This is a genomic window from Microbacterium sp. STRO-2N (assembly GCF_057747775.1).
The window spans coordinates 3,791,756-3,813,351 of the sequence record NZ_CM173223.1; the positions used below are offsets into that span (position 1 = coordinate 3,791,756).

General features: G+C 71.2%; 21 protein-coding genes. 8 read left to right on the plus strand and 13 right to left on the minus strand.

Going from position 1 to position 21,596, the window contains the following annotated elements; translation table 11 throughout:
* The first annotated feature begins 5 nt into the window (after positions 1 to 5).
* Positions 6 to 614 carry a PadR family transcriptional regulator gene (locus AC3ANN_RS17420; protein ID WP_488338640.1) on the plus strand — a complete coding sequence of 203 codons (609 nt, stop codon included), beginning with the start codon at positions 6 to 8 and terminating at the stop codon, positions 612 to 614.
* Between the two features lie 59 nt (positions 615 to 673).
* On the opposite strand, the gene AC3ANN_RS17425 is transcribed toward AC3ANN_RS17420, so the two are convergent.
* Positions 674 to 1,213 (minus strand): universal stress protein, encoded by a 540-nt coding sequence (locus AC3ANN_RS17425; protein WP_488338641.1) that lies wholly within the window; start codon positions 1,211 to 1,213, stop codon positions 674 to 676.
* A 168-nt stretch (positions 1,214 to 1,381) separates the two neighbouring features.
* On the opposite strand from AC3ANN_RS17425, the gene AC3ANN_RS17430 reads away from it, so the two are divergent.
* Positions 1,382 to 1,579, plus strand: a complete 198-nt coding sequence (locus AC3ANN_RS17430) for a DUF3073 family protein (protein WP_488338642.1) — start codon at positions 1,382 to 1,384, stop codon at positions 1,577 to 1,579.
* A gap of 3 nt (positions 1,580 to 1,582) precedes the next feature.
* On the opposite strand, the gene AC3ANN_RS17435 is transcribed toward AC3ANN_RS17430, so the two are convergent.
* The 4 genes from AC3ANN_RS17435 to purM all read right to left on the minus strand — a co-directional run bounded on the left by AC3ANN_RS17435 (position 1,583) and on the right by purM (position 6,081).
* Positions 1,583 to 1,978 (minus strand): TIGR02611 family protein, encoded by a 396-nt coding sequence (locus AC3ANN_RS17435; RefSeq protein ID WP_488338643.1) that lies wholly within the window; start codon positions 1,976 to 1,978, stop codon positions 1,583 to 1,585.
* 52 nt (positions 1,979 to 2,030) lie between these two features.
* Positions 2,031 to 3,275, minus strand: coding sequence for an MFS transporter (locus AC3ANN_RS17440; RefSeq protein WP_488338644.1), 1,245 nt, complete (start codon positions 3,273 to 3,275; stop codon positions 2,031 to 2,033).
* Positions 3,276 to 3,438: 163 nt separating this feature from the next.
* Entirely contained in the window at positions 3,439 to 4,899 is a 1,461-nt protein-coding gene (purF, locus tag AC3ANN_RS17445; RefSeq protein ID WP_488338645.1) for an amidophosphoribosyltransferase, read from the minus strand.
* Positions 4,900 to 4,938: 39 nt separating this feature from the next.
* A complete protein-coding gene (purM, locus tag AC3ANN_RS17450; protein ID WP_488338646.1) occupies positions 4,939 to 6,081 on the minus strand; it encodes a phosphoribosylformylglycinamidine cyclo-ligase in 1,143 nt (380 codons plus the stop codon).
* 97 nt (positions 6,082 to 6,178) lie between these two features.
* Between purM and AC3ANN_RS17455 the strand changes: the two genes are divergently transcribed.
* On the plus strand, positions 6,179 to 6,790 hold the full coding sequence (locus tag AC3ANN_RS17455) for a zinc-binding alcohol dehydrogenase (RefSeq protein ID WP_488338647.1): 612 nt from the start codon (positions 6,179 to 6,181) through the stop codon (positions 6,788 to 6,790).
* Between the two features lie 6 nt (positions 6,791 to 6,796).
* On the opposite strand, the gene AC3ANN_RS17460 is transcribed toward AC3ANN_RS17455, so the two are convergent.
* Together AC3ANN_RS17460 and AC3ANN_RS17465 are read right to left on the minus strand one after the other, a co-directional pair.
* Positions 6,797 to 7,150 (minus strand): potassium transporter Trk, encoded by a 354-nt coding sequence (locus AC3ANN_RS17460; protein WP_488338648.1) that lies wholly within the window; start codon positions 7,148 to 7,150, stop codon positions 6,797 to 6,799.
* Positions 7,151 to 7,216: 66 nt separating this feature from the next.
* Positions 7,217 to 7,585: a sterol carrier family protein gene (locus tag AC3ANN_RS17465; RefSeq protein WP_488338649.1), complete on the minus strand. Its 369-nt coding sequence runs from the start codon at positions 7,583 to 7,585 to the stop codon at positions 7,217 to 7,219.
* Positions 7,586 to 7,810: 225 nt separating this feature from the next.
* Here AC3ANN_RS17465 and purD point away from each other — a divergent pair, with 225 nt between their 5' ends.
* Entirely contained in the window at positions 7,811 to 9,085 is a 1,275-nt protein-coding gene (gene purD, locus AC3ANN_RS17470) for a phosphoribosylamine--glycine ligase (RefSeq protein ID WP_488338650.1), read from the plus strand.
* A 32-nt stretch (positions 9,086 to 9,117) separates the two neighbouring features.
* Here purD and AC3ANN_RS17475 read toward each other — a convergent pair whose 3' ends face one another.
* Positions 9,118 to 10,020, minus strand: coding sequence for a LysR family transcriptional regulator (locus AC3ANN_RS17475; RefSeq protein WP_488338651.1), 903 nt, complete (start codon positions 10,018 to 10,020; stop codon positions 9,118 to 9,120).
* A gap of 118 nt (positions 10,021 to 10,138) precedes the next feature.
* Between AC3ANN_RS17475 and AC3ANN_RS17480 the strand changes: the two genes are divergently transcribed.
* The gene (locus tag AC3ANN_RS17480; RefSeq protein WP_488338652.1) at positions 10,139 to 13,672 is read left to right on the plus strand and encodes a bifunctional proline dehydrogenase/L-glutamate gamma-semialdehyde dehydrogenase; all 3,534 of its coding nucleotides are present in this window, start codon (positions 10,139 to 10,141) and stop codon (positions 13,670 to 13,672) included.
* Between the two features lie 171 nt (positions 13,673 to 13,843).
* Here the strand turns inward: AC3ANN_RS17480 and AC3ANN_RS17485 are convergent, their stop codons facing one another.
* From AC3ANN_RS17485 to AC3ANN_RS17495, 3 genes are all read right to left on the minus strand, one after another.
* Entirely contained in the window at positions 13,844 to 14,590 is a 747-nt protein-coding gene (locus tag AC3ANN_RS17485) for a GAF and ANTAR domain-containing protein (protein WP_488338653.1), read from the minus strand.
* Between the two features lie 41 nt (positions 14,591 to 14,631).
* Positions 14,632 to 15,729: a fatty acid desaturase family protein gene (locus AC3ANN_RS17490; RefSeq protein WP_488338654.1), complete on the minus strand. Its 1,098-nt coding sequence runs from the start codon at positions 15,727 to 15,729 to the stop codon at positions 14,632 to 14,634.
* Between the two features lie 130 nt (positions 15,730 to 15,859).
* Entirely contained in the window at positions 15,860 to 16,018 is a 159-nt protein-coding gene (locus AC3ANN_RS17495; protein ID WP_164861522.1) for a hypothetical protein, read from the minus strand.
* Between the two features lie 120 nt (positions 16,019 to 16,138).
* On the opposite strand from AC3ANN_RS17495, the gene AC3ANN_RS17500 reads away from it, so the two are divergent.
* Together AC3ANN_RS17500 and AC3ANN_RS17505 are read left to right on the plus strand one after the other, a co-directional pair.
* On the plus strand, positions 16,139 to 16,477 hold the full coding sequence (locus AC3ANN_RS17500; RefSeq protein WP_488338655.1) for a TfoX/Sxy family protein: 339 nt from the start codon (positions 16,139 to 16,141) through the stop codon (positions 16,475 to 16,477).
* A gap of 30 nt (positions 16,478 to 16,507) precedes the next feature.
* Entirely contained in the window at positions 16,508 to 17,482 is a 975-nt protein-coding gene (locus tag AC3ANN_RS17505; protein WP_488338656.1) for a phosphoribosylaminoimidazolesuccinocarboxamide synthase, read from the plus strand.
* A 100-nt stretch (positions 17,483 to 17,582) separates the two neighbouring features.
* Here the strand turns inward: AC3ANN_RS17505 and AC3ANN_RS17510 are convergent, their stop codons facing one another.
* Positions 17,583 to 19,160, minus strand: coding sequence for a hypothetical protein (locus AC3ANN_RS17510; RefSeq protein WP_488338657.1), 1,578 nt, complete (start codon positions 19,158 to 19,160; stop codon positions 17,583 to 17,585).
* A complete protein-coding gene (locus AC3ANN_RS17515) occupies positions 19,142 to 19,948 on the minus strand; it encodes an ABC transporter ATP-binding protein (protein ID WP_488340866.1) in 807 nt (268 codons plus the stop codon). Before AC3ANN_RS17515 ends, AC3ANN_RS17510 begins: the two co-directional genes overlap by 19 nt.
* A 155-nt stretch (positions 19,949 to 20,103) precedes the next feature.
* Between AC3ANN_RS17515 and AC3ANN_RS17520 the strand changes: the two genes are divergently transcribed.
* On the plus strand, positions 20,104 to 21,450 hold the full coding sequence (locus AC3ANN_RS17520; protein WP_488338658.1) for a uracil-xanthine permease family protein: 1,347 nt from the start codon (positions 20,104 to 20,106) through the stop codon (positions 21,448 to 21,450).
* The last annotated feature ends 146 nt before the right edge of the window (positions 21,451 to 21,596 follow it).

The window sequence follows — 21,596 nt, forward strand, 5'->3', positions numbered from 1 at the left end:
ACGCTATGACCCCCGTCTTCTCACACGGCGACCTCCGCCTGTACCTGCTGAACCTGCTCGATGAAGGACCGCGCCACGGCTACGACATCATGCAAGCCCTGTCGGATCGCACCGGTGGCACCTACACCCCGAGCGCCGGCACCATCTACCCACGGCTCGCGAAGCTCGAAGAGGAAGGCCTGGTGACCAAGACCGTCGAGGGCCGCAAGACGGTCTACGCGATCACGGACGCGGGGCACGCCGAAGTCCAGGCCAGGGCCGGAGAGCTCGAGGGCATCGAAGCCGGCCTCGCCGACTCGGTGCGGCTGATCGCCGATGAGGTGCGCGGCAGCGTACGCGAGGCCATGAAGAGCCTCCGCGCCGACCTCGCCGCCGCCTCGCAGGCGGAGCGGGCCTCCGCCCCGCACCAGCCTCGCGACGACGACCCGCGCGTGCTCGCACGCGAGCAGCTGCAGCGCGCCGACGCGGCAGTGAACGAGTTCCGCGCCCGCGTACGCAGCGACCTCCGCACGCACGTCGCGCGCGGCGGCGACCTCGCCGCGACCTTCGTCGACGAGCTCCTCGCCGATCTCGACCGCGTCGCACGCGACGTCACGCGACACCTGCGCGGCTGACCGCCCCGCCTCGCCCCGCCCGATGACCGCTCGCCCGGTCGTCGGGCGGCTGCGTCCGCTCAGGCGGGCCAGATCTCCTCGTCGTCCGGCACCGGCTCGCCGAGCGGCACGATCAGGATCGGACGATGCTGGCGGTGCGCCAGCCGCGCCCCGACCGATCCCGTGAAGAACTCGCGGATCGACTCGCCGATCCCGCGCTTGCGCGTCCCGACGACGAGCAGCCTCGCGTCGACCTGGTCGGCGAAGTGCTTGATCGCCATCGCGGGGTCGCCGACGAGCTGGCGGACGGTCCATTCGAGCCCGGAGTCGCCGAGGACGGCGGCCGCGGCATCCTGAACCTGCGCCAGATCGCTCTCGCCCGACGCGATGTTCATGTCGATGGGAGCGGAGTGCACATAGCCGTCGGGGTCCTCGTAGGTGACGAAGCGCGTGACATCCACGTGCACCACGACCAGCGGCGCATGGAAGAGCCTCGCGTAGCGAGCGGCCTCCTTGAGCACGCGCGGCGGGTGGTCGGGAATCACCCCGACGATCACCGCGCCATGCAGCTTCTCGTTGTCGCTCGCGTCGCTCGCGGTCTCGGATGCCTCGTCGGTCATATGTCCCCGCTCCTCCGGCTTCGGCGGCCTCGGAGCCGCCGGTGTACAGGGCCCCGTGTTATCCTGAATGCTACTCTTACCGGTTCGAAGCCGGATTCGTGAATGCCCGGGTTTGCGGCGGCTGAGAGCCCGCAAAAAGCCCGCGACTCAGATATGAGGGGGTCTCGCATGGGGCGTGGCCGTCAGAAGGCGAAGCACACCAAGATCGCCCGTGAACTCAAGTACGACACGTACAGCGTGAACTACGCGGCGCTCGAGCGTGAGCTCGGTCATCAGGCGAACGACGAATACGTCGACAAGTGGGCCGACGAGTACAGCGACGAGGACGAAGAAGAGACGTCAGCCGTCTCGTCGTCGCAAGCCTGACCCTCACCCGGCGCTCGTCGCGGAACGATCGCGACGCGCTGCCTCGACGTCGGCCGCCCGGCGTGCGCGACGCGCGCGCCACCAGGTCCAGAACCGATCGAGCATGCGCTTGAGCCATCCGGCTGCGCGCGCCGCCCACCGGAACTCCGTGCCCAGCACGGCCAGGCCGACGAACACCACGAGCCACCCCGGTCCTGGCAGCGGCACGAGCAGCAGCCCGCCGACCGCGAGGATCCCGCCCACCACGCCGACTCCGGTGCGGTAGGCGGCGTTCAGTCGCGGACGCGTGTCGATCCACCCGCGCGTTCGGCGCAGCATCCGTCGAATCGGGCGATCGGGCCGCTCGCCGGCGGCGATGTCGGCACGGACGGCGGTCTCGAGGGTGTCGGACGTGGTCATGCGCGCGACGCTAACACGATATATCGCGAAGTTCCTGTGAGCGACGGATGCCTCACCAGGCGCCGTGACGGCGCTCCCAGTCGTGCTCGACCGTATGCGGGCGCGCGGCCACCACGCCCGCGGGAATGGCCGCCGCGATGACGCACGCGAGGACGATCAGCGGACCCGTCCACGAGCCCGTCGCGTCGTGGAGCAGGCCGATGCCCACCGGGAAGAGCGCGGCGATCGCGTACCCGCCGCTCTGCACGAACCCGCTGAGTGCGACCGCGCCCTCGTGCGTGCGGGTGCGCAGGCCGAGCAGCACGAGCAGCATCGGGAACAGCAGCGGCGCGAGTCCCACCAGCACGACCCACAGCCACGGGGCGACGGTCGGCGCGAACAGCAGCCCGGTGATGCCGGCGAGGCCCGTCGCGACCGCGACACCGAACAGCACGCGGGTCGCGTTCCACCGGGTGACCAGCAGCGGCACGACCAGCGAGGCGGGCAGGCCCATGAAGCCGAACAGCGACAGCAGTGCGCCGGCGGCGGCAGGCGTCACGTCCGCGATGTCGACGAGCATCTTCGGCATCCACGCGAACGACGTGTAGGCGACCGTGCTCGACACCGCGAAGCCGACGAGCAGCGCCCACGCGAGAGGGATGCGCCACATGCGGCCGAACACGCGCGGGTTCGGTCGCTCGATATCGGCGTCGGCCTCGCTCCGCTGCTTCTCGAGCGTCGCGCGGCGCACCGCCAGTCCGATCCACGGAACCATCGCGACGAGCGCGAAGACCGCCCACAGTCCGAGCGAGAGGTGCCAGTCCGAGGCATCCGCCACCGGCACCGCGACGAGCGGCGGCACGAACGTCGCGACCGCCATGGTCGTCGAGAACACCGTGGTCATGAGCCCGACGCGGTCGGGGAAGTAGCGCTTGACCAGGGGCGGCAGCAGGATGTTGCCCGTGCCGACCGCGGCGAAGATGAGCGCCGTGCCGGCCAGCAGCAGGACCGAGTTCGGGGCGAGGCTGCGCGCGACGAGCCCCACGGTGACCACGATCACCGCCGCGACGGCGAGCCGCTCCAGACCGAACCGGCGTTCGAGCGCGGGCGTCAGCAGGCCGAACACCGCGAAGCACACCGGCGGCGCCGTGCCGATCAGGCCGATGACCGCGGCCGGCAGCTCGAAGTCCGCGGCGATGTGGTCGAACAGCGGCGACAGCGACGCGACCGCCGATCGCAGCGAGAACGCGAACAGCACGATGCCCACGAGCGCGAGGGTACGACCCTGCCAGAGCGGGCGGGCAGGAGTCGAGGTCACTCGTACAAGCCTACGGCGGGAACGGATGCCGGCGCCCGACGTCGCGCCGATTCAGGTGGCGCAACACGCGGAATCCCCGACACGACCCCGCGTGTCGTGACCCCCGAACAGCCAGGGGATGCCGGGGGCCCGGGATGCTGGGGGCCCGGGATGGCGAGGCGGGTCAGCTCTCCTGCGAGCCCTCGACCCAGGCGAGGTACTCGTCGGTCACGGTGCCGGTGATGTAGCGGCCGTCGAAGCAGCTCATGTCGAGGTCCTCGACGTCGGATCCCTCGAGGATCGCGGCCTTGAGGTCTGCGACCTCCTGGTACACCACGAAGTCGGCGCCCAGCTCCTCCGCGATCTCGGGGATCGTGCGGCCGTGCGCCACGAGCTCGTGACGCGACGGCATGTTGATGCCGTACACGTGCGGGTAGCGCACGGGCGGCGCGGCCGAGGCGAAGGTCACGGTCTTGGCGCCGGCATCCCTCGCCATCTGGATGATCTCCTTCGATGTCGTGCCGCGCACGATCGAGTCGTCGATGAGGAGAACGTTCTTGCCCTTGAACTCGCTCGACATCGCGTTGAGCTTCTGGCGCACGCTCTTCTTGCGCACCGCCTGGCCCGGCATGATGAACGTGCGGCCGACGTAGCGGTTCTTGTAGAAGCCCTCGCGGTACTCGACGCCGAGCTTGCGGGCCACCTGCATCGCAGCCGGGCGCGACGAGTCGGGGATCGGCATGACGACGTCGATCGCCTCGCGCGGCGTGTGCTTGGCGATCGTGTCGGCGAGGCGCTCGCCCATGCGCAGGCGCGCCTCGTACACGGCGATGCCGTTCATCACCGAGTCGGGCCGGGCGAGGTAGACGTACTCGAACGAGCACGGCACGAGCTGCGGGTTCTCGGCGCACTGCTTGGTGTGGAGGTTGCCCTCGAGGTCGATGAACACGGCCTCGCCGGGGTCGACGTCGCGCACGATCTCGAACTCGCCGTTCTCGAGCACGAGCGACTCGCTCGTGACGACCCACTCGTAGTGGCCGTCGTCGTGCTTGCGCGTGCCGAGGATGAGGGGACGGATGCCGAAGGGGTCGCGGAACGCGAGGAGTCCGTAGCCCGCGATCAGGGCGATCGCGGCGTACGAGCCCTCGACGCGCTCGTGCACGCGGGTCACCGCCTGGAACACCTGCTCGGGGTCGAGCTCGAGGCCCGAGATCGAGGCCTGCAGCTCGTTGGCGAGCACGTTGACCAGCAGCTCGGTGTCGGAGGACGTGTTGAGGTGGCGGCGGTCCTTGTGGAAGAGCTCGGCGGTGAGCTCGCGGGTGTTGGTGAGGTTGCCGTTGTGCACGAGGACGATGCCGTAGGGCGCGTTCACATAGAACGGCTGCGCCTCCTCCTCGTTGGTCGCGGTGCCCTTGGTCGCGTAGCGCACATGGCCGAGCCCGATCTCACCGAGCAGCGCCCGCATGTCGCGCGTGCGGAACGCCTCGCGCACCTGCCCGCGCGCCTTGTGCATGTGCACGGTGCCGCTGCGCTCTGCGGTCGAGATGCCGGTCGAGTCCTGGCCCCGGTGCTGGAGCAGCAGGAGGGAGTCGTAGATCTCCTGGTTGACGGGGCCGCGCCCCACCATCCCGACGATTCCGCACATGGGTGTTGCTCGCTCCGTGTCGTTGTTCGGGTTCGCAGCTCAGCGAGCCGCGTGATCTGCATATGCGCCGACGAGACGAACCGCGCCGCCGTCGACGCCCTTGGCGCCCTGCTCCCAGTGCTCGCCGCCAGGGCGATCACCGCTGTGCACGATTCCGACCTGCCAGGTCGCGATGCCGGCGCCGGCGAGGGCGGATGCCGCGGCCTCCGCCTTGTCGGCCGCCACCACGGCGAGGAACCCGATGCCGAGGTTCCACGTGCCTTCAGTCTGCTCCAGGTCGAGTCCGCCGAGCTCGGCGAGCACGCGGAACACGGCCGGCGGCGACCACGTCGACCGGTCCACCTCGACCCACGTGTCCTGGGGAAGCACCCGCGCGAGGTTGGCTGCGATGCCGCCGCCGGTGACATGGCTGAGGGAGTGGACTGCGGCATCCGTCTCGGCGATCAGCCGCAGCAGCGGCTGAGTGTAGAGGCGCGTCGGCTCGAGCAGGGCCTCCCCCCACGTCGTGCCGAAGTCGGCGGCGTTGTCGCCGTACTGGATGCCGGCGCCGGCGACGATGTGCCGCACCAGCGAGTAGCCGTTCGAGTGCAGGCCCGAGCTCGCGAGCGCGAGCACGACGTCGCCGTCGCGGACCCGCTCGGCGCCGAGGATGCGCGAGGCTTCGACGATGCCGGTCGCGGCGCCCGCGACGTCGTAGTCGTTGATCCCGAGGAGCCCGGGGTGCTCGGCCGTCTCGCCGCCCACGAGGGCGGTGCCGGTCTCGGCACAGCCGGCGGCGATGCCGCGGACGATGTCGGCGATCCGCTCGGGGAAGACCTTGCCGCATGCGATGTAGTCGGTCATGAACAGCGGCTTCGCGCCGACCACGACGATGTCGTCGACGACCATGCCGACGAGATCCTGGCCGATGGTGTCGTGCTTGTCGATCGCCTGTGCGATCGCGACCTTGGTGCCGACGCCGTCGGTGCTGGTGGCGAGCAGCGGCCGCTCGTACGCCTTGAAGGCCGTCGCGTCGAAGAGCCCCGCGAACCCGCCGACCCCGCCGAGCACCTCCGGCCCGTGCGTGCGGCGCACGGCGGACTTCATCAGCTCGACGGCGAGATCACCGGCGGCCGTGTCGACGCCGGCGGCCGTGTACGGGTTCACAGGCTGGGCGGGGGCATCGCGATCGGAGGAGGCCACGGCTACCAGCCTACCGGCGGCGTACCGGCCCGGACGCCGGGTGACGGATGCCGCGGCGCCGGGTCGGCCCGACGCGGCCGGACCTAGAATGGGCGGCATGGGCAGCGCCGCCGCTCCGGAGTGGCTGATCCGCGAAGACGCCGGTCAGCCGGTGCTTCTTGCCCTCTATCTGCGCCAGGTCCTCGGCATCCGCTCGCCCGAAGAGCTGCCGCATCTGCGTGGCATCCCGCCGCGCGCGAACGATCGCGGCGAAGAGGCGCAGGCTCTCCTCGAGCGCCAGTGGCGCGAGTACTGGGCGATGACGGTCGAACCGCAGGCGCATCCTTCGCCGGTTCCGCTCGACCTCGTCGACGGCTTCGAGACGCTGCTCGCACTGCCGGCGGAGGGCGCGGACGAGCTGAGGGCGGCGGTGATCCCGCACGCGACCGAGGCCCTGGCGTTCTCGCAGTCGGCGAACGCGCGCTACCGCCGCGACGCCTCGCACGGCACCGGCACGGCCTACCGCGCCTACGCGAGCGCCATCGCCGAGTACGAGCGGCAGGTGGGGCGCCGCGCCCACTCGTTCGAGCTGAACGTGCAGGTGCTGCCGCTGTCGCAGCGCGGCGTGTGGTGGATCGGGTCGCTCACGATCGCCGTCACCGACGGACTGCGGGGGGACGTCGCGGCGTTCGACGCCGCGATCCACCCGATCATCGCCGAGCTGGCCTGACCGGCGTCAGTGGCCCGGGCCGTGGCCGTTCGTGCCGGGCTCGGGGTCGACGTGGACGGAAGCGTGATCGACCGCGACGTCGTGCGAGCGGCGCTGCGAACGCCGGTCGAGGATGAGCGCCAGGATGCCCGCGAGCGCGATGCCGATCGGCGCGCAGACGAGCACGAGGAATCCGAAGACCTGCCCCTGCGAGTACTCGACGCCGGTGTTCGGGCTGACCTCGGAGGTGCCGTTGAAGACGAACGTGAGGATCAGCGCCACCAGCGCGCCGAGCAGGGCGCCGGTGATGAGGAAGACCGAGATCTTCGGCGCCCGCCGCACGCGGACGGTCTCGATGTGGTCCTGGCTGTGCTCGGGCATGCGTCCATTGTCGCACCGCGCGTGCCGCCGCACACCGGTGCTTCCTCTGGGCGCCGCGCCCCCGGGTCAGGGTCGCAGCGGAAGCAGGTGCGAGATGTCGGCGCGCGTGCCCGAGGCGCTGATGCGGCCGGCGGCCGCGGCATCCGCCCACTGCTCGGCACCCGTCGCGAGAGCAATCCACGTCGCAGGATCGGTCTCGACCACGTTCGGGGGCGTGCCGCGCGTGTGCCGCGGCCCCTCGACGACCTGCACCGCGCCGAACGGCGGCACCCGCACCTCGACCGAGTTGCCCGGCGCCTTCTCGGCCAGCAGCTGTAGCAGGTAGCGCACGGCGGTCGCGTGGTCGGCGCGGGCGGGGGCGACGGATCCCTCGGCCGCCGCCGCGACAGCGGCGAGGGCCGTGCGGCCGTCGTCGGTCGAGATCCTGCGGGGCATGGCTCCCACGCTACGCGTCGAAGCGCGGGGCTCAACCCGCGCCTTTCAGCAGCCCGCGAGGCGAGAGCCTCGATCGACCCCGCGCTTTCACACCCCGTCTCCCGCCGCGGCTGTCGAGAAAACAGGAAGGAACGGCCGCGACGGCCCGTCGGCGGCGGCCGGCACGGCGTGTCTCCTGATTTACGGGCGCGGTCGGCGTTCGCGGCCGCTCGGTAGGCTGGCGGGGTGAAGATCCTGGTCCTCGGCTCGGGCGCGCGCGAGCACGCCATCATCCTCGCGCTGCGGTCGGAGGAGGCCGAGCACGAGATCTTCGCGGCTCCAGGAAACGCGGGGATCGCTCACGACGCGCAGCTGGTCGCGCTCGACGCGAACGACCCGGCCGCTGTCACCGCCTTCGCCAACGAGAACCACATCGACCTCGTCGTCATCGGCCCCGAGGCTCCCCTGGTCGCCGGCGTCGCCGACGCGGTCCGCGAGCGCGGCATCCCGGTCTTCGGGCCGGGCAAGGCGGCCGCGCAGCTCGAGGGCTCGAAGGCGTTCGCGAAGCGGATCATGGATGCCGCGGGCGTGCCGACCGGCCGGGCGGTCCGGGCGTCGAGCCGGGCCGAGGTCGAGGCGGCGTTCGACGAGCTCGGGGCTCCGCACGTCGTCAAGGCCGACGGACTCGCCGCGGGCAAGGGCGTGATCGTGACGGCCGACCGCGCGGCGGCGCTCGACCACGCGGACGCGTACCTGCCGTTCGGACCGGTGCTCGTCGAGGAGTTCCTCGACGGACCGGAAGTCTCGCTCTTCTTCCTGAGCGACGGCGACCACGTGCTGCCTCTCAGCCCGGCTCAGGACTACAAGCGCCTGCGCGACGGCGACGAGGGTCCCAACACGGGCGGAATGGGCGCGTACTCGCCGCTGCCGTGGCTCGACGGACGGTTCGGCAGCGAGCAGGAGTTCGTCGACCTCGTGACCCGCGAGATCGCCGAGCCCGTCATCCGTCAGCTGGATGCCGAGGGCGCCCCCTTCATCGGCCTGCTCTACGCGGGCCTCATCCTCACCGAGGCCGGCGTAAAGGTGATCGAGTTCAACGCCCGCTTCGGCGATCCCGAGACCCAGGTCGTGCTGCCGCGGCTCGTCGACCCGCTGTCGGAGCTGCTGCTGGCCGCGGCATCCGGTCATCTCGAGGATCACGCGCGCCCCGCGTTCGCCGACGCCGTCGCGGTGACGGTCGTGCTCGCGAGCGAAGGGTATCCGGGCGCCCCGGTGACCGGCCGGCCTCTCACCGGACTTCGGGAGGCGGAGGCGGTCGAGGGCGTGCACCTCGCGCACGCGGCGACGGCCGAGTCCGACGCCGGGCTCGTCGCGACCGGTGGCCGTGTGCTGAACGTGGTCGGCGTCGGCACGACGTTCGTCGAGGCACGCGACCGCGCCTATCGCGCGATCGGCGAGATCGGGCTCGCCGGCGGGCAGCACCGCACCGACATCGCGTTGCGCGTCGCCGAAGGGCTCTGAATCCGCCCAGGATCGCGGAGGGGCAGGGCGGCTCAGTCCGAGCTGAGATCGGCGGCGACCTGCGCGAGCACGTCGCGGAACACCGCGACCGCCGGGAACTCGCCGCCGGCGCTGCGCGCCGACGTGAACACCGTGCGTCTGGGCGTTCCGGGCAGCTCCACGAGCCGGCACCCGTTCGCGTCGACGCCCGACCAGATGAGGTCGGGGAGGAACGCGACGGCATTGCCCGTCGCGACGAGCCGCACGTGCGCCTGGAGATCGGCGGTCTCGTACCGGACGTCGGGTTCGAAGCCGGCGACGCGGCACTGCTGCTCGGCGAAGTGGCGTGATGCCGCGCCGCGCGGTTCCATGACCCAGGGCAGGTCGCGCACCGCAGCGACGGAGGCCACCGCCGCATGCTCGCGCACCGGGACCGCGAGGCGGATCGCGTCGGTCATGAGCGACTGCCGGTCGAGTCCCGGATGATGCGGCGCGGCGTGGGCGGGGTAGTGCTCCGCCACGACGAGGTCGAAGTCGCGCATCCAGGTCTCGTGCAGCGCGGTCTCGGGTTCGCGCTGCACGAGCTCGACGCGGACGTCGGGCGCGACCTGACGCATGGCCTCGAGGGCCGCCGGCATGAGGGCGAGCATCGCGGACTGGAACACCGCCGCGCGGACCGTGCCCACGACGTCCTCGCCCGACGTGCGCAGCTCCGACTCCGCCCGCTCCATGATGTCGAGCAGCTCGGCCGTTCGGGCGACGAGCCGCTCGGCCGCCGGCGTGAGCCGCAGTCCGCGGCCCGACTTCTGCAGCAGCTCGACGCCGGCTTCGCGCTCGAGCTGCGCGAGGTGCTGCGAGATCGCCGACGGACTGTACGCCGCCGCCTCGGCGACCGCGGCGATCGTGCCGCGCAGCTGCAGCTCCCGCAGCAGCCGGAGCTTCTTCAGATCGAGCATCGGCGCAGGCTCCTTAGACAGTGAAGCGATACTGAAGAGAATACGGAAGGAACCATCGCTTTTCTTTCACGGATGCCGCGCTCACACTGAGATCCACCGCACATCTCCTGGAGCACCCGTGACCACTCCCGTCCTTCCCGACAGCACCGCCGCGTCGGGCGCCACCCCGCACCTCGCCGCCGAGACCACCGCGCTCGTCGATCGATGGCTGGCCGAGGCATCCGCGATCCCCGCGAGCGTCGCGGCCCAGCGGCTCGCCGGAGTGCTGAGCGACCCGAAGGGCCTGGAGTTCACGACGGGGTTCGTCGACGGCGTGGTGCGTCCCGAAGACACTCGCGTCGCGGCCCGCGCGCTGGCGCGCGTCGCACCTCTGGTCCCCGGATTCCTCCCCGCGCCGCTGCGTGGCGCCGTGCGTCTGGGCGGCGCCGTCGCACCGCTGGCCCCCGGCATCGTCGTGCCGATCGCACGCAGCGTGCTCCGCCGCATGGTCGGGCACCTGATCGCCGACGCGCGGGACGAGAAGCTCGATAGGACGATCCGCGCGCTCACGCGCGACGGCGTGCGCCTGAACGTGAACCTGCTCGGTGAGGCAGTGCTCGGCGCGGCCGAGGCGCAGCGGCGCCTCGACGGCACGATGAGACTGCTGGCGCGCGCCGACATCGACTACGTGTCGATCAAGGTGTCGTCGATCGTCGGTCCGCATTCCGCGTGGGGCTTCGACGAGGCCGTGGACGTCATCGTCGAGCGCCTCCGCCCGCTCTACCGGCTCGCGGCGGCGTCGCCCACACCGAAGTTCATCAACCTCGACATGGAGGAGTACCGCGACCTCGACCTCACGATGGCGGTGTTCACGCGCCTGCTCGACGAGCCGGAGTTCGTCGAGCTCGAGGCGGGCATCGTGCTGCAGGCGTACCTCCCCGACGCGTTCGCCGCGATGATGCGCCTGCAGGAGTGGTCGGCCGCACGTCGCGCGCGCGGCGGCGCGGGTATCAAGGTGCGCCTCGTGAAGGGCGCGAACCTCTCGATGGAGCGGGTGGATGCCGAGGTCCACGGCTGGCCGCTGGCCACGTGGAGCACCAAGCAGCAGAGCGACACGCACTACAAGCGCATCCTCGACTGGGCGCTCACGCCCGAACGCATCGCCAACGTGCGGCTCGGCATCGCGGGGCACAACCTCTTCGACATCGCGCACTCGTGGCTGCTCGCGACCGAGCGCGGGGTCGCCGACGGCGTCGAGTACGAGATGCTGCTCGGCATGGCCGAGAGCCTCGCGGAGGTCGTGCGCCGCGAGGTCGGCGGGCTCCTGCTGTACACGCCGGTCGTGCATCCACGCGAGTTCGACGTCGCGATCGCGTATCTCATCCGCCGCCTCGAAGAGGGCGCGTCGAGCGACAACTTCATGTCGGCGCTGTTCGAGCTCGACTCGAGTCCCGCGATGCTGCGGCGCGAGACCGAGCGGTTCCTGGCGTCGCTGCGCGAGGTCGACGCCACGGTGCCCGGTCCGAACCGCGTGCAGGACCGCAGCGCCCCTCCGGCCCCGGGTGCCTCGACCGGATTCGCGAACACGCCCGACACCGATCCGGCGGTGGCCGCGAATCGGGCCTGGGGCCGCGGCGTCCTGTCTCGCGTCCCGGCCTCGCGACTCGGCATCGACACCGCCGACGGCGCGGTGCTGACGGTCCCCACGCCCCCTCCAGGCGCCGCTGGCGCGTCGCCCGGAGCCTCCGGGCGCGTGGACCCAGCCGCAGCCGTCGACGCGACGCTGAGCCGCGGCCGCGCGGCCGCCGCCGGCTGGCAGGCGCTTGGCGCCGCCGAGCGCGCCCGCATCCTGCACCGCGCCGGCGACGTGCTCGAGGCGCGCCGCGCGGACCTGCTCGAGGTGATGGCGTCCGAGGCCGGCAAGACGCTCGACCAGGGCGATCCCGAGGTGTCGGAGGCGGTGGACTTCGCGCATTACTACGCCGAGCGCGGGCTCGATCTCGAGCGCATCGAGGGTGCCCGGTTCACGCCCGCCGACCTCACGCTCGTGACGCCGCCGTGGAACTTCCCCGTCGCGATCCCTGCCGGCTCGACGCTCGCGGCGCTCGCATCGGGCTCGGCGGTCGTCATCAAGCCCGCCCGGCAGACGCGTCGCAGCGGCTCGGTCATGGTCGAGGCGCTGTGGGAGGCCGGCGTGCCGAGGGACGTGCTGCAGCTCGTACAGCTCGCCGACCCGTCGCTCGGCGAGCGGCTCGTCGCCTCGCCGGCCGTGGACCAGGTGATCCTCACCGGCGGCTACGAGACCGCCGAGCTGTTCCGCGGCTTCCGCCAGGACCTGCGCCTCCTCGGCGAGACGAGCGGCAAGAACGCGATCGTCGTGACGCCCAGCGCCGACCTCGACCTCGCCGTCAAGGACGTCGTGTCGAGCGCGTTCGGGCATGCCGGGCAGAAGTGCTCCGCGGCATCCGTCGTCATCCTCGTCGGATCGGTCGCGCGCTCGCGGCGATTCCGCGCACAGCTCGTCGACGCGGTGCGCTCGCTCCACGTCGCACTCCCGACGGACCCGACCGCGCAGGTCGGACCCGTGATCGCACCGCCCACCGGCAAGCTCGCCGAGGCCCTCACCTCACTCGGCGACGGCGAGTCGTGGCTCGTCGAGCCGAAGCCGCTGCCCGGCGACGACCGCCTGTGGGCCCCCGGCGTGCGCGACGGCGTGCGGCGTGGCTCGGAGTACCACCTGACCGAGTACTTCGGCCCGATCCTCGGGATCATGACGGCCGAGACCCTCGACGAGGCCATCGCGATCCAGAACCAGGTCGACTACGGCCTGACCGCGGGCCTGCACTCGCTCGACGCCGCCGAGATCCGGCAGTGGCTCGCGACCGTCCAGGCCGGCAACCTCTACGTCAACCGCGGCATCACCGGCGCCATCGTGCAGCGGCAGCCGTTCGGCGGTTGGAAGAAATCCGTCGTCGGTGCGGGATTCAAGGCCGGCGGCCCGAACTATCTCGTCGGCCTCGGCCGCTGGACCGACGATGAGACGACGACGGTCCCCACGACCCCTCCAGGCGCTGCCGTGCCATCGAGCGCCGACTCGCCCGCGGCGGGGTTGGTCGCGGCGGCCGGCTCCGTACTCGACGCGGGCGAGCGCGCGTGGCTCGCCCAGGCCGAGGCATCCGACGCCGCGGCGTGGGTCGAGGAGTTCGGCGTGCTGCGCGACCGTACTGGCCTGGCGTGCGAGCGGAACGTCTTCCGCTACCTCCCCGCCGAGGTCGACATCCGTGCCGAGGTGGGAACCCCGCTCGTTCAGATCGTGCGCGTCGCCGCCGCCGCGGTGCGCGCCGGCGGACCGGTGCGCGTCTCGGTCGCCGAGGAACTGCCGCGCGCGATCGCCGAGGCCCTCCACGATCGCGGAGTGGACGTCATCGTCGAGGACGCCCGCGCGGCCCACACCCGACTCGCGTCACAGCCGCGTCCGCGCGTGCGGCTGCTCGGCGCCCCCGCCGCCGTCCTCGACCGTGCGGCGAACGGGCGACCCGACATCGCGGTGTTCGACGGTCCTGTCACGCGCTCCGGCCGCATCGAGCTGCTGCCGTTCCTGCACGAGCAGGCCGTGAGCATCACGGCGCACCGTTTCGGCACGCCGTCGGCGCTGGCTCACGAGGTGCTCTGAGCCGAGGCTGGGCCCACGCGCCCGGAGGCTCCGGGCGACCCGTCCGGGTCCCCACCGCCGGAGGCTCCGCTCGACGCGCCAACGGCGAGTGGAGGGGCAGCGGGGACGGCGCCCGGAGGGGGCGTGGGGACCGTCGACGCCGTCACCACCCGCCCGATGATCGCCGGCGGGTCAGAACGAGGGGTCGCCCGGCCCCGCGGATCGTTCGGCGTCCCCCGTCGAGCGGGCGATCAGCTCGCGGGCGACCTCCGACATGCGTGCGCGGCCGTCGCGGGCACGCGCGCGCAGCCGGCGGAACGCCTCGTCCATGTCGACGTTCTCGGAGGTGGCGATGACCCCCTTCGCCTGCTCGATGACGACGCGACTGTCGAGCGCGCGCTGCAGCTGATCGCGCGCGGTGGTCTGCTCCTTGAGCGACTGCTCGTGCAGGATGCTGATCGTGGCGACGTCGGCGAGCCCCTGCACCGCTTTGCGGTCCTCGATCGAGATCGTCGCGTCGCGGTCGAAGAAGAGGTTGAGCGACCCGAGGCGGTCGTCGCGCAGCCGCATCGGCACCGCGAGCACCGACTCGTAGCCCAGCCGGCGGACGGAGTCGGCGAACCGCGGCCAGCGCGCGTAGATCGCCGCCCAGCCGTGCACCGAAATGATCTCGCCGGAGTGGTAGGCCTCGACGCACGGGCCCTCGTCGGCGGCCAGCTGCATGAGGCTGATGAGGTGGCTGCGTTCGCTGGACGCCGCCAGCACTTCCAGGCGACCGCCGCCACCGGTGAGCAGGATGCCGGCATCCGTCGCCGCGAAGAGGTCGCGGCTCTGCTGCGAGAGCGTGCTGAGGAGGTCGACGACGTCGTACTCCTCGACGAGCGTGTCGGCCAGATTCACGAACGCATCAACCAGAGCGCCCTCGCGGCTCGAATCCATCTCGCCCCGATTTTACGGCGGAGATGGTCGGGTGGCGCGCGTCACACCGTCTGACGCTGCTGGAGCAGGGGGCACTCGAACGGGTCTCGTTCGCCCAGCCCGACGCGATTGATGTAGCGCGTCACTATCCGGTACGACTCCCAGAGCCCGGTCTCGGTGTACCGGACGCCGTGCGCGGCGCAGTACGCCTTGATCGTGCCCGATGCCTTGCGCAAGTGCGGACGCGGCATCGACGGGAACAGATGGTGCTCGATCTGGTAGTTCAGCCCGCCCATCGCGACGTCGAGGAACCGGTTGCCTCGGACGTTCCGGCTCATCAGCACCTGCCGCCGCAGGAAGTCGAGCTTCGTGTCTGCCGGCACGAGCGGCATCCCCTTGTGGTTCGGTGCGAAGACCATGCCCATGTAGACGCCGAACAGACCCAGCTGCACCGCGAGGAAGGCGGCCGCGATGCCGGGCGACAGCACGAGGAACACGAGGGCGAGGTAGCCGCCGATGCGCAGCGCCAGGAAGACGGCCTCGACGGCGCGACGCCGCAGCGGCTCTCGCGACACCACGCGTCGCACGCTCGACGCGTGGAGTGAGAGGCCCTCGAGCACCAGGATCGGGAAGAAGAACATGCCCTGGTGGGACATCAGCCATCCGAGTGCCGGACCGTAGCTCTTGGCGCGCTGTTCGACCTGATCGGGGGTGAACGAGACCACGGGCAGCTCGATGTCGGGGTCGGACCCGATCTTGTTCGGATTCGCGTGGTGACGCGTGTGCTTGTGCTGCCACCACCCGTAGCTCATGCCGACGAGCAGATTGCCGAGGATCATCGACGTCCAGTCGTTCCACCGCCCCGACACGAAGATCTGCCGATGCGCGGCGTCGTGGCCGAGCATCGCGATCTGGGTGAACACGACGGCGAGGCCGGCGGCGGTGAAGAGCTGCCACCAGGTGTCGCCGATGGAGACGAACAGGGCGAGCGACACGGCCAGCACCACGACCGCGCCGATGAGCTTGGTCCAGTAGTAGCCGTAGCGACGGCGCATGAGACCGCTCGACTGGATCGCCTTCGCCAGCTCCGTGAAGTCGTTCGGGGACCGGGTCGTGCGCGGGACGGTCGTGCGGACAGCGGGTGTCAGCTGGTCGGTCATGTCTTCAGCCCCGATCCTCCGGCCGCACAGTGGTGCGATCCGCGGATGTCGGGGTCCAGGACATCCCTGCGCTCAGGCTACGCGCGTGCCGGGCGGCGCGGCGTACCTTTCGGCGAGTTCACAGACGCATTCAGGTCTGACGGCGGATGAAGCGCATCAGCCACATGATCACGGCGATCACGAGGATGATGATGCCGATCCACAGCAGGAATTGCACCGCCTCGACGAACACGCCGAACAGCAGCAGCACGATTCCGATGATGAGCAGGGTCACTGCGAGTGCGGTCATGACGCTATCGTGAACGGATGCCGCGCCTCGCGCCACCGGGTTGACAACGCCGTCCGATCCGCGCAATCGGGCCCGGCCGCCCTCTTCCGCGGCGTCGCGGCGGGCCGTATCGTGCTCGGCATGACCGACGCTGCTGCCGTCGCACGCGCTCACGCTATCTTCGATCCGATCGTGGCCGAGTACCTCGGTCGCCCCGGCGTCGACATCGGACCGATGTTCGGCAGCGAGGGCGTCCGCATCCGCGGCAAGGTCTTCGCCTTCGTGGGTCATCGCGGCAGTCTGGTGGTCAAGGTTCCCGCGGAGCGCGCCGATGCACTGGAGGCCGCGGGCGACGGCGAGCGCATGCGCATGCGCGGTCGCACCATGCGCGAATGGGTGGTGCTCGACCCCGACCGCGCCGACCGCTGGCCGGCGGTGACCGCCGAGGCGTTCGCCTACGTCGACGAGCTCACCCCCTGACCCGGGGCGGACACCCGCGATAATGGGCGGGTGACGGATGCGACCCCGACCCCGCTCGACCTCCCCGGCTGGCGCCATGTGTACTCGGGCAAGGTGCGCGATCTCTACGTCCCCGCCGATGCTCCCGAGGACGCCGCGGAGTCGGACCGGATGCTCGTGGTCGCGAGCGACCGCGTCAGCGCGTTCGATCACGTGCTCTCTCCCGGCATTCCGGGCAAGGGCGTGCTGCTGACGACCCTCAGCCTGTGGTGGTTCGACCGGCTCGCCGGTGCGGACGGCGGGCGCGGCATCCCGAACCATCTGGCGGCGTCGCACGTGCTCACCCTCGGCGCGGACGGCCAGGCGAACACGGCCGACGATCTCAAGGCCCTGATCCCGGATGCCGTCACCGGGCGGGCGATGGTGGTGAAGAGCCTCGAGATGCTGCCCATCGAGTGCGTCGTGCGCGGGTATCTGACCGGTTCGGGGTGGGCGGAGTACCGCGAGAGCGGCACCGTCTGCGGCATCCCGCTGCCCGGTGGCCTGTCGAACGGCGACCGACTGCCCGAGCCCATCTACACCCCGGCGTACAAGGCGCCCCTCGGCGAGCACGACGAGAACATCTCGTTCGAGCGCACCGTGGAGCTCGTCGGCAAGGAGCACGCCGAAGCGCTGCGCGACCTCTCGCTCGAGATCTATGCCCGCGCATCCCGGACGGCCGAGGCGCGCGGCGTGATCCTCGCCGACACGAAGTTCGAGTTCGGCCTCGACGACAACGGCGTGATGACGCTCGCCGACGAGGTGCTCACGAGCGACTCGTCGCGGTACTGGGATGCCGCGACCTGGGCCTCGGGCGCCACCCCCGAGGAGCGCATGGCCAGCTTCGACAAGCAGATCGTGCGCGACTGGCTCGCGGCGAACTGGGCACCGCCGCGCGAAGGAGAGCCGCCGGCCCTGCCCGACGAGATCGTCGAGCGGACGGTCGCGCGCTACCGCGAACTGCTCGACCGCCTGACCTCCGCCTGACCGGCGGCCGAGGCATCGGTTCGACAGGAGATCGCGCGCTCCGCAGGACGGATCTGCCGAATCCGTCCTGTCGAACGCGAAATCTCCTGCGCTCCCGGGATCACGCGTTCTTCATCGCCTTGAGCCGGGCGAGCAGCACGGGCCCGGTGCGGTCGAGCATGCGACCGCCGAGCAGGATGCCGCCCACGAGCACAGCGACGCCCAGCACGATCCCAAGGGCACCGGCGATCCAGCTCATCGTCGCGCTCGCGGTGAAGAACCCGATGATGCCGACGATCACCGCGGGGGCCGACAGCGCGAGCGCGATCAGCCAGATGCCGAAGAAGGCCAGTCCCTGCAGGAAGGTGGTTCCCGGCACGCGTTTGAAGGGATTGTCGCCCGAGCCCGCCACGGGCACGACGAACTGCGCCGAGGTCACCGCGCACACGCCGTAGCAGGTGAAGAGGATCCCGATCGACATTCCGAGGATGCCGGGGAACTGGGTCCAGTCGCCCGAGAACGCGAACGGCAGGATGACCGCGAGCAGCACCAGCGGAAGCGCCACGGCGCCGGCGGCGAGCGTACGGCCGATCCTGTCGGCGCGACCGGACGCTCCGGTGATGAGCTCGGTGCCGAACGCGGTGCCGTCGTACGAGATGTCGGAGTACACGACGATGCCGATCACGATCGCGATGATCGGACCCGAGAACGCCAGCGCGACCAGTGGGTCGCCGTCGCGCGCGTAGAACCACAGCAGCACCGGCACCAGCGGCGCGCCGACGAGCTGGCGCAGATAGCGCGGATCCCGGGTCCAGTACGTCAGCGCGCGGGCGAAGATGGCGCCCGCAGAGCCCGTCGGCACGCGGCCGAACCAGCCGATCGAACCGGCGCGCGCCGCGGCGGTCGACGTCTGGCGCGGGTGCACGAGCGACCGGGCCAGGGACTGCCGCCACACCAGCCACAGCAGCGCGAGAGTCGCGAGTGCGATCAGCAGCTTCGCCCCGGCCGACGCCAGGTCGCCGGCCGCGGCATCCGCCGGCACCGCCCAGGCCGCGCCGATCGGCGTCCAGCCGAGCACGGGCACGACCGCCGCCAGCGTCTCGGCGTTGACCGCGAAACCCGTCGCGACGCCGACGATGATCGGACCGGCGAGGATCAGCGGGATGAACACCACGATCCCCGACACCTCGCGGAAGCGGCGGCCGCCGCTGAGGCCCGACGCGAGCGTCGCCACGGTGCGCGACGCGACGACGGCGGTGAGGACGGCGACGGGAGTGCTCACCAGCCACGCGATGATCGCCGCCGGCCAGTGCGCCCACGTCGCGATGGTCGCCAGCGCCGCCGCCGACGTCACCATGCCGGGGATGCCGCAGACTCCCGCGACCGCCAGCGCCACCATCATGCGCGACAGCGATATCGGGAACGCCACGAGCCGATCAGGGTCGAGCGTCGTGTCGACGCCGAACGCGAGCAGCGGGACCAGCGCCCACCCCAGCGTCACGAGCGACCCCGCCCCGACGATGACGAGGCCGGCCAGCCGCACGTCGCCGAATCCGAGCACCACGAGACCGGCGACGATCCCGGCGAGGATCCCGAGCCCGTACAGTGCGCCGAAGATGAACCCGATGAGCTGCCACGGGCTGCGCGCGAGCTGATTGCCGAGGACGCGGAAGCGCAGCCTCAGGAGCGTCGCAACCATTCCGGCCCTTCCGTGTGTCGCCGGCCCCCGACGAGTTCGACGAACCTGTCCTGCAGCGACTCCCCCGCGCGCACGTCGTCGACGGTGCCGGCGACGAGCAGGCGCCCGGCGGCGACGATCGCGACGTGGTCGCACATGCGCTGCACCAGGTCCATCGAGTGGCTCGAGACGATCACGGTTCCGCCGCTGGCGACATAGCCGGTGAGGATGTCCTGGATGTTCGCCGCCGAGACCGGGTCGACCGATTCGAACGGCTCGTCCAGCACGAGCAGCCGCGGCGCGTGGACGAGCGCGCACGCCAACGCGATCTTCTTGGTCATGCCCGCCGAATAGTCGACGACCATCGTGCCCGCGGCATCCGTCATGTCCATCAGGGCGAGGAGGTCCGCCGTGCGGCGCGCGATCTCGTCCTGCGGGATGCCGAACAGCAGGCCGTTGTACGTGACGAGCTGCTCACCCGTGAGTCGGTCGAACAGCTTCACGCCGTCGGCGAGGTTGCCGAGCATGCTCTTCGCCGTGACCGGGTCGCGCCACACATCGACCCCGTGCACCAGCGCCTGCCCGGCATCCGGCGCGAGGAGGCCCGTCGCCATCGAGAGCGTCGTGGTCTTGCCCGCCCCGTTCGGACCCACGAGCCCGTAGAACGAGCCGGTCGGCACCCGCAGGCTGAGGTCGGCGACGGCCACCTTCTGCCCGAACCGCTTGACGAGGCCGCGCAGCTCGAGGGCGGCGGCTGCGGGCGGGGGCGCGGCGGCGGGGCCGGCGGGAGCTTCGGGCTGCGGGGGAATCGATGGGTCTGTCACGTCTCTCCGTCACATCGGTGGCAGGCGCGCGAGCGCCGCCTGTCCACCCTTTCGGATGCCGCTTGCCCGAAGCAACTCGCGCGCGGACGCGCGACCGCTATCGTGAGGCCAGCACAAACCCCTGAGCGCAAGGAGCGCGCATGCCACTGTGGACTCTGCACGGCAACGGCCGGACCGTCGAACCCGGCAAGGTAGTGAGACCCGAAGAGCGCCTCAACTGGCCCGCGACCATCGCGATCGGCGCGCAGCACGTCATCGCGATGTTCGGCGCGACCTTCCTGGTGCCGATCATCACGGGCTTCCCGGTCTCGACGACGCTGCTGTTCTCGGGCATCGGGACGCTGCTGTTCCTGCTCATCACGCGCAACAAGCTGCCCAGCTACCTCGGCTCGTCGTTCGCGTTCATCGCGCCGGTGACCGCAGCGACAGCGTCACAGGGCATGGGCTCGGCCCTCGCCGGAATCGTCGCGGTCGGCGTGCTGCTCGCAGCGGTCGGCTTCATCGTGCAGTTCGCCGGGCTCGGCTGGGTCGAGAAGCTCATGCCGCCGGTGGTCGCCGGAGCGATCGTGGCGCTCATCGGATTCAACCTCGCGCCGGTCGCGTGGGACAGCTACCAGCAGGCGCCCTTCACCGCGACCGTCACGCTCGTGGCCGTCGTGCTGTTCAGCGTGCTGTTCCGCGGATTCCTCGGCCGCATCTCGATCTTCCTCGGCGTGATCGTCGGGTACGTCGTGGCGCTCCTCCTCGGCGAGGTCGACTTCACCGCCGTGAATGAACTCATCGCGAACGGCCAGTGGATCGGTCTTCCGACCTTCCACTTCCCCGACTTCGTGTCGCCCGGCACCTGGAGCGTCATCGCGATGTTCCTGCCCGTCGTGCTCGTGCTCATCGCCGAGAACGTCGGACACGTGCGCGGCGTCGCGACCATGACCGAGGCATCCGTCAACCAGCAGACCGGCCGCGCGCTCATCGCCGACGGCGCGGCCACCGTGCTCGCGGGCACCTTCGGCGGGTCGGGCACCACGACGTACGGCGAGAACATCGGCGTCATGGCCGCGACCCGCGTGTACTCGACGGCCGCGTACTGGGTGGCGGGTGTCTTCGCGATCCTGCTGTCGATGTCGCCCGTCGTCGGCGCGGTGTTCAACTCCATCCCGGCCGGCGTGCTCGGCGGCGTGACCACCGCCCTCTACGGGCTCATCGGCATCATCGGCATCAAGATCTGGGTCGACAACCGCGTCGACTTCTCGCGCCCCGTCAACCAGTACACGGCGGCCGTCGCGCTCGTGATCGGCATCGCCGGATTCACGATGCAGTGGGGCGACTTCCAGCTCGGCGCGATCGTCATCGGCGCGGCGGCGGCGCTGCTGATCTACCACCTCGGCAACCTCATCGCCCGCTGGCGCAAGACCGGCGCCGACGACGGCGGCCCGCTGCCGCCCGTGGGTCAGCTCGGTGGCGACCCGCAGGACGTCCAGGTCCGCTGACCCGGAGCCCCGGCGCCCGCCCGGCCGGTCACGGTGTCCCGAGTTCGGCCGAGCATGTCCCACTTTCGTCCGCAAGACGGCGCTCTTACAGCCGAAAGCGGGACACGCGCGCCCCGGCCCCGGGAATGGGCGACGGATGCCGAGGG